Source organism: Moraxella catarrhalis (assembly GCF_001656295.1).
Lineage (GTDB): Bacteria > Pseudomonadota > Gammaproteobacteria > Pseudomonadales > Moraxellaceae > Moraxella > Moraxella veridica.
The window spans coordinates 208531-222249 of record NZ_LXHE01000002.1 but is presented as its reverse complement, the minus strand read 5'-3'; the positions used below and the strand labels follow the sequence as shown (position 1 = coordinate 222249).

General features: G+C 44.0%; 9 protein-coding genes and 3 pseudogenes. 9 read left to right on the top strand and 3 right to left on the bottom strand.

Annotation, left to right across the window (positions count from 1 at the left end; translation table 11 throughout):
• Nucleotides 1-49: 49 nt before the first annotated feature.
• Complete coding sequence (locus tag AO382_RS01110; RefSeq protein WP_064617420.1) at nucleotides 50-1222, top strand: MFS transporter; 1173 nt, start codon at nucleotides 50-52, stop codon at nucleotides 1220-1222.
• 45 nt (nucleotides 1223-1267) lie between these two features.
• Here AO382_RS01110 and betT read toward each other — a convergent pair.
• Nucleotides 1268-3098 (bottom strand): annotated as a pseudogene (gene betT, locus AO382_RS01105) (choline BCCT transporter BetT).
• Nucleotides 3099-3379: 281 nt separating this feature from the next.
• Between betT and betB the strand changes: the two are divergent.
• Together betB and AO382_RS01095 are read left to right on the top strand one after the other, a co-directional pair.
• Nucleotides 3380-4968 (top strand): annotated as a pseudogene (betB, locus tag AO382_RS01100) (betaine-aldehyde dehydrogenase).
• Between the two features lie 47 nt (nucleotides 4969-5015).
• Nucleotides 5016-6496: pseudogene (locus AO382_RS01095) on the top strand (choline dehydrogenase).
• Nucleotides 6497-6573: 77 nt separating this feature from the next.
• Here the strand turns inward: AO382_RS01095 and AO382_RS01090 are convergent.
• Nucleotides 6574-8598 (bottom strand): UvrD-helicase domain-containing protein, encoded by a 2025-nt coding sequence (locus AO382_RS01090; protein WP_064617892.1) that lies wholly within the window; start codon nucleotides 8596-8598, stop codon nucleotides 6574-6576.
• Between the two features lie 308 nt (nucleotides 8599-8906).
• On the opposite strand from AO382_RS01090, the gene rsgA reads away from it, so the two are divergent.
• The 6 genes from rsgA (at nucleotide 8907) to argB (ending at nucleotide 12940) form a co-directional block, all read left to right on the top strand.
• Nucleotides 8907-10004 (top strand): ribosome small subunit-dependent GTPase A, encoded by a 1098-nt coding sequence (gene rsgA, locus AO382_RS01085; RefSeq protein ID WP_064617890.1) that lies wholly within the window; start codon nucleotides 8907-8909, stop codon nucleotides 10002-10004.
• A 100-nt stretch (nucleotides 10005-10104) separates the two neighbouring features.
• Entirely contained in the window at nucleotides 10105-10518 is a 414-nt protein-coding gene (locus AO382_RS01080) for a rhodanese-like domain-containing protein (RefSeq protein ID WP_064608061.1), read from the top strand.
• Between the two features lie 106 nt (nucleotides 10519-10624).
• Entirely contained in the window at nucleotides 10625-10882 is a 258-nt protein-coding gene (grxC, locus tag AO382_RS01075) for a glutaredoxin 3 (protein ID WP_064611961.1), read from the top strand.
• A gap of 61 nt (nucleotides 10883-10943) precedes the next feature.
• Nucleotides 10944-11390, top strand: a complete 447-nt coding sequence (secB, locus tag AO382_RS01070) for a protein-export chaperone SecB (RefSeq protein ID WP_003657482.1) — start codon at nucleotides 10944-10946, stop codon at nucleotides 11388-11390.
• A gap of 140 nt (nucleotides 11391-11530) precedes the next feature.
• Nucleotides 11531-11995, top strand: coding sequence for a dUTP diphosphatase (dut, locus tag AO382_RS01065; RefSeq protein WP_064617417.1), 465 nt, complete (start codon nucleotides 11531-11533; stop codon nucleotides 11993-11995).
• A gap of 48 nt (nucleotides 11996-12043) precedes the next feature.
• On the top strand, nucleotides 12044-12940 hold the full coding sequence (argB, locus tag AO382_RS01060; protein WP_064617414.1) for an acetylglutamate kinase: 897 nt from the start codon (nucleotides 12044-12046) through the stop codon (nucleotides 12938-12940).
• Nucleotides 12941-12999: 59 nt separating this feature from the next.
• Here the strand turns inward: argB and AO382_RS01055 are convergent, their stop codons facing one another.
• Nucleotides 13000-13719, bottom strand: a complete 720-nt coding sequence (locus tag AO382_RS01055; protein WP_064611965.1) for a rhomboid family intramembrane serine protease — start codon at nucleotides 13717-13719, stop codon at nucleotides 13000-13002.

Here is a 13719-nt window from a genome sequence, read left to right as displayed (position 1 = left end):
TTGCCTCATCTGTGCTACAATAGACAAAAATTTCAGCCAAAATCAGACCATGACCACCCTTCGTTCCCGTCTACCAACCTTGAGTGAAAAATTCACCATTGCCATGATTGGGTTTTTTGCATTTTTGCAAGTGTATTCAGTTCAGGCGATTTTACCTGTACTGATGATAGATCTTAAGGCAACTGAAGTTCAAGCAGGAATGGCGGTGGGTGCGACTGTGCTTGCCATTGCACTGATATCGCCATTTATGGGCATGATGTCTGATGCTGTTGGTAGAAAGCCATTCATCGTCGGCTCACTGCTCATGCTCGCTCTGCCAACAGCACTGATTGGCATGGCAAGTAGTATCCATGAAGCAATTTTTTGGCGGTTTTTGCAAGGGGTGAGCGTGCCTGGCATTACGGTGGTCTTGATTGCTTATATCAGTGAAGAATACAGCTCTAAACTTGCAACCATGATGTCACTTTATGTCTCAGGGACGGTGCTTGGTGGTTTTAGTGGGCGGTTTTTTGCCGGACATTTGGAGCATTTTATTGGTTGGCGCTACGGCTATGTGGTGATGGCTATATGCACATTGATTGGTGCGCTGTGGGCATGGAAATCCCTGCCCCGTTCACAAAATTTTATCATTTCTGAGAATTTTCGTACTGCATTTGCCACGCTATTTTCGCATGCCAAGAATCCCCACGTCATTTGTAGTGGTTTTTTGGGAGCGTGTGTGTTGTTTAGCTTGGTGGGCTGTTTTACATTCATCAATCTTCATCTGTCAGAAAGTCCATATCTGCTCACGCCTGCCAACCTTGCCAATATTTTTGCCATTTATTTGATTGGTATGGTCATCACGCCATTATCCGCGCGTGTGGTGACACGATTTGGGATGACTTCTACGATACTTATGGCGGTTTTGATATCCATTAGTGGCATATTGATGACATTATTTACACCTTTGAGCGTGGTGATTGTGGGGCTGACCTTGATGTCCTCTGGCGTGTTCATCACTCAGTCTGCGACCATCAGCTATTTGACCAGTCATGTCAGCGAAGGTCGATCATTGGCGTCAGGGCTATATTATATGGGTTATTATGGCGGCGGCTTCATCGGTGCGTGGGCATGTGCCTTGGCTTATGCTCAAGGCAAATGGCTTTGGACCGTTGGTCTAATCTTGGTGGTTCAGCTGATTGCTTTGGGCGTCGTGACTTTGTTTATGCGAAAGCACGCTTAACACTTGCCTAAAAAAGCCCCAAAGTTGGGGCTTTTACTCAATGTATCACTCAAAGACAGGACGATTGCCCGGTGTTTCACGATTGAGATGCAAAAACGCACGATGGCGCTCGTATCCGTCCAAGATATCGTTGATCACTTGCTCTTTACTATATCCTGACAAATCATTACCCTGCAAACCTTCTAATAGATGCGTCTCAAGTCGATAATAAAACTCTTGACCATCATCAACGGTCGGGCGATTGGGCACAGGATATTTAACCGGATAAATGCCATAGCTAAAATCATACTCATCTTCAAAGCTGATCGTAAAAGTCGCTTGGTACAGTCTGGCGTCATCTTCGCTTGGGGTTTGGATGACCGACGCCTTAAGACCAATGTTTGCAAACTCCGACACCAACGCTTGCATTGCAGGTAGGCAGGACTGATCTAGCATTTGACGCGCCTGATCGGCGTCTGCATAAGCCGTCACCCGCGTTAGACGCTCGCGCCAATTCTCAATATCCGCATTACCTACGATCGGTGCGGCATTTGGCTTATTACTTTCGGCGCGAAAATCTTCTAAGCGCAAGGATTTAAACAGCCCAGTCATCACAAAAAACATCACAAAACTAAACGGTAAGCCCATGATAATCGTAGCTTTTTGGAGCGCACTGATGCCATCAGTCATAAGCATGGCAGCGGTTAGCATACCAATGGCGATCGCCCAAAATAGCCGAATCCATAAAGGCGGTGTCTCGTCGTTATTTTCGCCTTTGAAGCTAAAATTACTAAGCACAATCGTGCCTGAATCCGCAGAAGTCACATAAAATAGCAGCCCCGAAACAAATGCCAAAATCGCTGTCACCGAAAACCAAGGATAATGCGACAACAGCTCATAAAAACCAATTTCAGGACGTGCGATGATTTTTTCGGCAAACGCAATATTCCCCTTAAACACTTCATTCAGCGCACCATTACCCATGGCTGACAGCCACGCTAGGGTAAACATGAACGGTATCGACAGCGTACCGATGACAAACTGACGAATGATGCGACCTTTAGAAATTTTCGCCAAAAACAATCCCACAAATGGCGACCAAGCAATCCACCATGCCCAAAAAAACAGCGTCCAATCTTGAATCCATTGTTTTTGATTAGGGTTTTGACCATAAGCAAAAGTATCCAAAGTCAGCGCAGGAAAGCGGCTGATATAGTCGCTAATATTGAGCACGATGGCATTTAATAAAAACTCAGTATTCCCCAAAAATAAAATGAACAAAATCAAACCAAGCGCAAAATAAATATTGAGCTCTGATAAGATTTTGATGCCCTTTGAGGCGCCAGCCGTCGCCGATACGATGGTGATCGCAACCGCCAAAGAAATCAAAATCACCTGCCACAGCAAATTTTCAGGCAAATCAAAAATCACATGCAAGCCATAATTCAGCTGCACCACCCCGATGCCGCATGTCGTCGCAATCCCAAAAATCGTCCCCAATATGGCAGCCACATCCACCGCATCACCGGCAGGACCGTTAATTTTTTTTGCCAATCATTGGATACAGCGCTGAGCGGATGGTCAGTGGCAGATTATAGCGATACGCAAAATATCCAAGCGCAATCCCCACCAAGGCGTACATACACCATCCCGTCAAGCTATAACGCGAACATGCCAAAATCAGCACAAACATAATATAAGCAGACGCTGCAAAGAAGTAATACCATCCAAAGGTAGTACTTACCCACGCCAATACGCTGTCTAAAATCTCAGAAGCACTGTCATTAAACAGCATCGTATAAATACTAAAAAAGATAATAATCGCGGCAGATAAAAAGAAAACCGTACGGTTCAGACGACTGCCTTGAGCTTGTACATCCAAAAAAATACTCTTGATATTTTATTTATTAAAGTTGAATAAATTTATAAAAAATTACACAAATTATGTTTAAAAACACCTTAAAATTACAGAAAAATAACCAAAAATTGTTATAAAAATCAATAATTTGCGTAATTTTTAGAATTTTGTTATGATATACCATATTTAAAAAGATGACAAGTTAAATTATCTAATCAATTATTAACTTACTGACAAATAATGATAATAATTAGGATAACTCGTTTCTCATCTTTATCGTTTATTAATGACAGACAAGTGAAATGAATTTGGAGCATACCATGTCAGACACCAAACAACTTTATATCAATGGGCGCTATGTCGATGCCACCAGTGGTGAGACCTTTGATACCATCAATCCTGCGACAGGTGAAGTGATCACAAAAGTGCAGTCAGCCAGTAAGCAAGATGTCGATAAAGCAGTCGAAAGTGCCAAAGCTGGTCAAAAGATTTGGGCGGCGATGACTGTGGTTAAGCGTTCGCGCATTTTATTAAAAGCCGTTGAGATTTTGCGTGCACGCAATGATGAGCTTGCCAAACTTGAGACCGCCGACAGCGGCAAAGCCATGAGCGAGACGACGACGGTAGATATCGTCACAGGCGCCGATGTGCTTGAGTATTATGCTGGACTTGCCACAGCGATTGATGGCATACAAGTACCGCTCAGACCAGACAGTTATTTTTATACTCGCCGCGAGCCGCTTGGAGTTGTTGCGGGTATCGGCGCTTGGAATTATCCGATTCAGATTGCGCTGTGAAAATCAGCGCCTGCACTTGCCGCTGGCAATGCCATGATTTTTAAGCCCAGTGAAGTCACCCCTTTAACTGCGCTGAGGCTGGCTGAAATCTACACCGAAGCAGGTCTGCCAGATGGCGTATTTAATGTGGTTCAAGGTGGCGGTGATGTTGGTGCTTATCTAAGCGAGCATCCTGATATTGCCAAAATCTCATTTACAGGCTCGGTCGATACAGGCAAAAAAGTCATGGCAGCGGCTGCCGCCTCATCGCTCAAAGAAGTCACGATGGAGCTTGGTGGCAAGTCTCCGCTCATCATCTGCCCAGATGCCGATATAGATCTGGCAGCAGACATCGAAATGATGGCGAACTTTTATAGTTTAGGTCAGGTCTGCACCAATGGCACGCGCGTGTTTGTGCCTGAGTCATTAAAATCCGACTTTGAATTCGCCATCAAGGCGCGCGTTGATAAAATTCGCTTAGGCGACCCCATCGATGATGCAACCAATATGAGACCTGTCGTCAGCCACAACCACATGAAAAAATGCTTGATTATATCGAAAAGGGCAAATTAGAAGGCGCAACAGTATTATGCGGCGGTGGTCGCGCTGGCGCATCTGACATCAAGATTGGCGACGGCAATGCATTAGAAGTTGGTGCATTTGTCTTACCAACGGTATTTACCGACTGCCAAGATGGCATGAGCATCGTCACAGATGAGATTTTTGGACCAGTCATGAGTATTTTGAGCTACCAAGCTGAAGAATAAGTCATCAGACGCGCCAATGATACTGATTATGGCTTGGCAGCTGGCGTGGTGACACCAAATCTGAATCAAGCTCATCGCATCATTCATCAGCTAGAAGCGGGTATTTGCTGGATCAATACTTGGGGCGAGTCTGACGCTAAGATGCCTGTGGGCGGTTACGCTAAGATGCCTGTGGGCGGTTACGCTAAGATGCCTGTGGGCGGTTACGCTAAGATGCCTGTGGGCGGTTACGCTAAGATGCCTGTGGGCGGTTATAAGCAATCTGGCGCTGGTCGTGAAAATGGGCTAACCACATTAAATCATTATACGCATATCAAATCTGTTCAGGTTGAGATGGGCGAATTTAGCTCAGTGTTTGATCATTGATTAACGATTAAATTTTATATCAAACCCATTCACACCAAGGAAAACACATGACTCAAACTTATGATTATATCATCGTCGGCGCAGGCTCAGCAGGTAACGTCTTGGCGACTCGCCTGACCGAAGATAGCGATGTCTCTGTGCTGTTATTAGAGGCAGGCGGACCTGATTATCGCCTTGATTTTCGTACTCAAATGTCAGCCGCGCTAGCTTATCCTTTACAGGGTCGCCGCTATAATTGGGCATATCTCACCGACCCTGAGCCGCACATGAATAACCGCAAAATGGAATGTGGACGCGGTAAAGGCTTGGACGGCTCATTGCTCATTAATGGGATGTGCTATATCCGCGGCAATGTGATGGATTTGGATAATTGGGCAAAGCTTGGCGGTCTTGAAGGCTGGACTTATGCCGACTGCCTTATTATAAAAAATCTGAAACTCGCGATGTCGGCGAAAATGAGTATCACGGCGGTCAAGGGCCTGTGAGCGTCACCACATCTTATAAAAATAGTAAAATCGGTCGAAATGTGCTGTTCGATGCGATGGTCGAAGCTGGCGTACAAGCTGGCTATCCGCGTACTGATGACTTGAATGGCTATCAGCAAGAAGGCTTCGGTCCGATGGACAGAACCGTCACGCCGAAGGGTCGATGCTCAAGCACCGCGCGTGGCTATTTGGATATGGCAAAACACCGCCCCAACCTGACCATCAAAACCCATGCTGTCACCGATAAAGTGTTATTTTCTGGCAAGCGCGCGATCGGTGTACAGTATCTACAAGGCAATGATAAAAACCCAATCACCGTCCACGCCAATCGCGAAGTCATCATCTCTTCTGGCGTGATCGCATCACCACAGATCTTACAGCGCTCAGGTGTCGGTCCAAAGGCGCTTTTAGATGAATTTGGCATTGGCGCCGTCCAAGACCTACCAGGCGTGGGCGAAAATCTACAAGACCATCTTGAGATGTATCTACAGTATGAATGTAAACGCCCTGTTTCGCTTTATCCTGCCCTAAAATGGTACAACCAGCCCGCCATTGGTGCCGAATGGTTATTTATGGGTACAGGCATCGGCGCAAGTAATCAATTTGAAGCAGGTGGATTCATCAGAAGTCGCCCTGAATTTGAGTGGCCAAATATCCAGTACCATTTTTTACCTGTTGCGCTTAACTATAATGGCACCAAAATGGCACCAACGCCGTCAATGAGCTTGATGAGGTTGTGCGTAATCACGCCGAAACTGCCTATCACCCTTCTTGTAGTTGCAAGATGGGTGATGATGAGATGGCGGTGGTTGATGGACAAGGTCGCGTCCAAGGCTTAGAAGGCTTACGCGTGGTCGATGCGTCGATCATACCGCTGATTATCACAGGTAACCTAAACGCCACCACGAATGATCGCCGAAAAAATCAGTGACACCATTCGTGGTCAAAAGCTACCCAAATCAACTGCCAGCTATTATAAAGCCAATCAAAGCACAGTGCGCGGTGAGCCACTCAGAGCGTTTAGTGATGACATGCTGATCTAAAAATAGGCAGCTCATAAGTAGCTAGCAAAAAAGCTGCATCCATGCGATGCAGCTTTTTTAATTGCCAGTTTTAATCATTACTTTTTCTTGGCGGCAAGCATCGCTTGAATATTTGCCAGATAGTTTTCAGCGACTTTTTTGGAATCTTCTTTTTTGGTAACAGCACCAGATAGATACTCTGCTGGCAACTCATCAAGAAATCTTGAGGGTGTCACCGCCTTAAAATCCGCTCCAGATCGTCGCTGTTTACATAGCAATAAAGTCAGCTCACTTTTGGCTCTGGTGATACCAACATACATTAAGCGACGCTCTTCTTCGATATTAGCACTCATGATTGAATTGACATGCGGCAGCAGTTTTTCTTCACAGCCAATGATGTACACATAATCAAATTCAAGACCTTTGGCGGCATGTAGCGTCATCAGATTAACTTTGTTGGTATTTTCTTCTTCTTGTTGCTGTTCAAGCATATCCAACAAAACCATCTTGCGAATCACCGCATCAATCGTCTTATCATCTTCATCTTCGGCTCGATTAATCAGTGCAGCGATACTTAAGTATAAGGCTTCAATGTTATCTAAGCGTCCCTTTTCTTGTTGGGGATTTTTGGAGCTTTCTTTGACATAATCAATATAGCCTGTCTCAGTGATCATCTGACGCACCAAAGGCATAGGATCGCTGTTATCGTGCAGCTCACGTGTGTAGTGATCGATAAATTCCCCAAAAGATTCAATGGTCGCACCTGCCTTAGCACCCAATGCGTCCTTAACACCTGCACGAGTACACGCACCAAGCAGCGATGTGCCACAGTGCTGTGCAAACAGTCCAAGCTTTTCAAGTGTCACCGAACCGATACCACGCTTTGGTGTATTAATGACTCGCAAAAATGCCGCATCATCATCAGGATTAATAATAATACGAAGATAGCCCATCAAGTCCTTGATTTCGGTACGCGCAAAAAATGAAGTACCACCAGATAATTTATACGGAATCTCAAGCTGCCTTAGCTGAGCTTCCAACGCCCTAGCCTGAAAGTTGCTGCGATACAGCACCGCATATTTATCCCAAGTCTGGTTATTGCGTAGTCGATGCGTCAAAATTTCTTTGGCAACTCGTTCAGCTTCATCAAAATCATTATTACAGGTGATAACACGGATTTTTTCACCATCACCTTTATCAGACCAAAGCGATTTTTCAAACATATGCTCATTGTTGGCGATGACCGCATTAGCAGCACCCAAGATGTGATTGGTTGAGCGATAGTTTTGTTCAAGTTTTACCACCTCAAGATTGGGGAAATCTTGCTTTAAAAGTGCCATATTTTCAGGCTTGGCACCTCGCCATGTATAAATTGACTGGTCATCATCACCCACGACTGTAAATCGCCCAATCCGCCCAACCAACAATTTAATCAGCTCATACTGTGCGGTATTGGTATCTTGATATTCATCCACCAGCAGATAGCGGATACGATTTTGCCATTTATCTTTGACCTCATGATTTTCCCTTAAGATACGCACAGGCATGGCAATCAAATCATCAAAATCTACCGCATTATACGCTCGCAAATTACGCTCATATAATTCATACAAATGCACAAAACCAAGATCTTCAGGGTCGTCTAGCGTTTCAGCGGCATCTTTGGGTGCAATGAGATCATTTTTCCAATCAGAGATTTTCTTGATGGCTTCATGCACCAGTTCACGGCGTTCAGCACCGCTTAAATTATCACGCACCATCAGTTCTGCAAGCAGACGCTGGCAGTCATCTGCATCCAAAATTGAAAAATTGGGTTTTAATGATGTGTGTTTTAATTCATAGCGTAAAAATTGCAGACCAAACTGGTGAAATGTTGAAACAGTCAATCCACGAGATTTTTCATGAGATAAAATCTTTTGGACGCGCGATTTCATCTCACGCGCCGCTTTATTGGTAAAAGTTACTGCAGTGATGCGATCGGCAGGAATACGGCAATTTTCAATCAAATGGGCAATCTTTTGGGTGATGACCGAAGTTTTGCCTGAGCCAGCACCAGCCAGTACAAGTAGCGGACCTTGGGTGTGATTTAATGCTTCTAATTGGCGAGGATTTAGCTTACTCATGGTTGCCTTATATTTGACAATTAAGCGATTGGCGACAATCAGCACTTAATTGCTGTGAGTTAATGATAAAAATAAACCCGTATTATAAAAGATTTTTGGCAGTTTCCCAAATAAATTCAGCCAATTTATCCAAGAGCCGATTTGATTTATCAATTCTTCAAAAAACCACAAACACAATTTGCCCAAGTAAATTTTTTATGCTACAGTGGCAAGCACCAAGCTTTATCAAAATATTCATCTTAAGATACATCTTGCAAGGATTATCATACCAATTTTTGGTCAATCTTATTTATTTTAAGTCATCATTTATGTCGCTGATTCGTCGCCGCAAATTAACCAAACGCCAAACTCGCCAAATTGAACAAAATCAAACCGTCCAAGCCGATGATGCGACATTTGCCGAAGGTGTGATCGTGTCGCACTTTGGTAAGCAGCTTGATGTTCAGATAACAAATCTGCCCACAGTTATGCCAAGCTTGCCTGATACAGATGCTAATAAACCTTTGGTGCAGATTGGCACGATTTGGCGTTGTCATGCTCGCACCAACTTACCCATGCTTGCTACAGGCGATCGTGTCAAATTTAGCCTTGATACTACCGCAGGATTGGGACGCATTGAGCATTTACTTGATCGGCATAAACTCATCACTCGCCCTGATCGCTACCATAAGGTCAAGCCAGTGGCTGCCAATGTAGATATGCTTGTCATCGTATTTGCACCACTGCCCAAGCCTGCCGTTAATCTTATCGATCGATATTTATTAATCGCCAAGCTTAATCATATCACACCGTTATTGGTATTAAATAAAGCCGACTTATTAAATGAGCAAAATTCAAATGATCAAGATGCCATCATGCAAATGATCGATGAGTATCGAGCATTGGGTGATCAATATGGCTTTAGCGTGATCCAGACCTCAACGCACACCAAATCAGGTTTGCAGACACTTTTTAGGCACATTAATGGCAAGCTGTCTATCTTTGCTGGGCAATCAGGTGTGGGCAAATCAAGCCTAATTAATGAGCTTTTACCCAATGCCAATCAATCCACCAACATCATCTCCCAAAACTCACAGCTTGGTCAGCACACCACAACGACCAGCCGACTCATGCCTTATGATGCCCATCATGTGGACAAAGGTGGCATCATAGATACGCCAGGGATTCGTGAATATGGGATTTGGCATCTGTCGGCAGATGATATTTTGCTTGGTTTTGAAGAATTACATGCACTGGCTGACAGTTGCCAATTTCGTGATTGTCATCATACGCCCAATGCCAAAGGATGTGCCTTATGGGCAGCGGCAATGCAAGGTGAGGTATTGCCAAGGCGTATCGAAAGCCTGACATCCTTGATTGATGAAGCCAAGGCGGGTCAAAGTGCGGTTAAGCCTTCTGCCAAATAATACCAATCTGCTCATGATTCATCATGGACATGAAAAACGGTGCAATTAGATACATTTGGCGTTATAATACGAGTTTTATGATTAGACATTGGAGTATACTTTGGAACGTTGGTTTGAATTTATCGGTAATCATCCAGTCTTAGTTGGATTGCTGATTGTATTAATCATTGCATTTTTTGCCATCGAAGGCAAACGCAGTGGTCGTAAAGTTCCGCCAAGCGAATTGGGCTTATTGGTCAATAATCAAAATGCTCGCATTATTGACATTCGCCCAGCTAACAAGTTTGCCAATGGTCATATCACTGGTAGCCAAAACATACCGTTTAACGACCTTAAAAATCGCCTAGCCGAATTACAAGCCATTGAAGTGCCTGTGATTTTGGTTTGTGATATTGGCATGCAAGCAGGTGCTGCTGTACAGCTGATCAATCGACCCAATTTTATGCGTCTTGAAGGTGGTATTCAAGGCTATCAATCAGCGGGCTTGCCTTTGGTTGGTACTAATAAAAAGTAGTTTAAATCATTTTAGCCAAAAATCATGGCTTAGTCTTATCAATAAGCCTTGAAATATTAATGACAAGCCTTATATAAGATATGAACCTATTTTAATGGAAATGACAATGCAAAAAGTAACCATCTATACCACACCGACTTGCCCTTATTGTTTGGCTGCCAAGCAACTTTTGAATAATAAATCTGTCGCTTATGACGAGATTAGCATGTATGATATCAATGCTGAGGATCGTGAAGCACTCTCAGCCAAAACCGATGGCTATCGTACTGTCCCACAAATCTTTATTGGTGATAATTTCATTGGCGGTTTTGATCAGCTTAATAAATTAAATGCCGATGGCAAACTTGATGAGCTTTTGGCATAATCATTTAGCCATTTTTAATATACAAATTAATCTATAAATAACACACATTTAAGGAATTATCATGTCTGAAGAACTTCAGCCACAGCTCGGTTTAGAGCGTATCTACACAAAAGACATTTCGTTTGAAGTGCCAAATACCGAAGTATTTACCAAACAATGGCAACCTGAAACTGATGTCAGCATCAGCACAAGCGATAACGATTTAGATGAAGACTATAAAGAAGTAGTACTCACTGTCAGCGTAACTGCCAAGCTTGGTGAGTCGGTTGCGTTCATCGCTGAAGTTCAGCAAGCAGGTATTTTTTTGATGCGTAATATCCCTGAAGCAGACATGCCACATTTGCTACAAGCGTATTGCCCAAATATTTTATTCCCTTATGCTCGAGAAGCCATCAGCGATATCGTAACGCGTGGTAGCTTCCCGCAGTTATTACTTGCACCTGTGAATTTTGAACAAGCTTTCTTACAAAGTCAGCTAGAAACCCAAAATGACGAAGGCAATGCCTAAGTGACAGATTGATACTTTAAAGCTCGATCATAATCGGGCTTTATTCTTATCATTTCATCAACGATAGGCAAAGGTCTTGACAAAAATTGCATAAAAATTCAATCATGATAGCCTTAAAAACCATCAAATAAGCGGTCCCTATGAAAAGCGTACAAGTCAAAATCCTTAATCCCAAAATTGGCTCTCATCCAGACTTTCCCCTACCAACGCATGCTACCGCAGGCTCAGCAGGGATTGACTTGCGAGCCTGTATTGATGAGCCAATGATTATTGCCGCAGGAGAAACCAAGCTTATTGGCACTGGATTATCCATTTATATCAGCGACCCTAATTTTGCTGGGCTAATTCTCCCTAGGTCTGGACTTGGTCATAAGCACGGCATTGTACTTGGTAATTTGGTTGGCTTGATTGATTCTGACTATCAAGGTGAGCTGATGGTCTCGATATGGAATCGTAGCGATACCGACTTTGAACTTAAGCCTGCCGAAAGAATGGCACAATATGTCATTGTTCCTATAATGCGTCCTGACTTTGAGATTGTTGATACTTTTAGTGATATCAGCACTCGTGGATCAGGTGGTTTTGGGTCTTCTGGTCGCCATTAAGTTATTCATGATATAATCACTTTTAACAACTGTCATCAGGAATCTGTTATGTCTTTGACGCTAGAAGATGCCAAAATCACGGCTGAAGTCATCACCACCGCCCTGCCTTATATCCAAAAATACAAAGATAAGCTGATCGTGGTCAAATATGGTGGCAATGCCATGACCGACCCTATGCTTGAAAGCTCCTTTGCCAGAGACATTGCGCTACTAAAAACTGTGGGCATTCATCCTGTTGTGGTGCATGGCGGCGGTCCGCAGGTGGACAGTTTATTGGCCGAGCTTGGGCGTGAAAGCGAGCGTATCGACGGTATGCGTGTCACTGACAAATCCACCATGGATGTCGTTGAGATGGTGCTTGGCGGTCAAGTGAATAAATCCATCGTAAGTCTGATTAATAAACACGGTGGTAAAGCCATCGGCATGACAGGCAAAGACGCCAATTTGATTTTGGCAAAAAAACTGTATATGCAAAAGCTCAACGATGATGGCAGCTGCCAAGAGGTGGATTTGGGCTTCGTGGGGGAAGTTGAGTCGGTTAATAAAGATGTGATTGACATGCTGATTGCCAGTGACTTTATTCCAGTCATCGCACCGCTTGGGGTAGATGCCAATGGCGATACTTATAATATCAATGCAGATTTGGTTGCTAGCCGTGTTGCTGAGTTCCTAGGGGCTGAGCGCTTACTTTTATTAACTAATATTAAAGGTGTACTGGATAAACAAGGCAATGTACTTACCCATTTATCCACCAAAGATATTGATAACCTGATTGCTGATGGTACCATTTCAGGCGGTATGATTCCCAAGATCGAGGGCGCACTTGAAGCCATCAAATCAGGATTACGCAGCGTGACTATCGTTGATGGTCGTGTGCCGCACGCATGTTTGCTTGAGATATTCACCGAAGAAGGTGTCGGCACGCAGATTTTACGTGATAAATAGTAAAATCCAATGAATCAATCCCATCAGCTCGCCTTGATGGGATTTTATTATGGGTTGAATCAACCAATCACCGCCATGATTTGCCAATGCAGCCAATACCAAATCACCATAAAAAGCGCCACGATGGCTACCATCGCACCATTCAAAACTCGATCGGCGCGCCGACCACGAGACAGAGCACGACTATAAATCACACCAATAATAAAGCCAACAAGCGCACCACCAATATGCCCTGCATTATCAACGCCATCAACAGCAAAACCCATCAATAAGTTAATTGCCATGACAAAGCCCAAGTTTTTGGTATTTAGCTTAAATCCGATGGGCGCACGCAGCAGCGCAAGCGAGAACAAAAAAGCACCCAATCCCATGATACCACCAGATGCCCCAGCGCTGATAGGTGGAGGCGTGCCCAAAAATACAGCCTGCCATGCCAAATAATCCCCCAGCAGGTTACCACCCACCACAGCTAAAATGAACAAAACCCCAAAATACGTCGAGCCGATGACAATCTCAGTCACTTGCCCAAAATAATACATTGCAAAGCTATTAAATAACAAATGCAGTACACCAATGTGCAAGAACCCACTGCTAATTAACCGCCAAGGCTCACTGGTCATCGACAGTGGCATAAAATTGGCACCAAATCGCAGTAAATCGCGCGTGCTTGGCGTATCAATATCCACGCCCATCAAAAACTGCACGATCGCTAAGCCAATAAAGCTAAGTATTAATACAAAGGATAAAGGCGCATTTTGCCAAAATGTTGAAAAATTCAT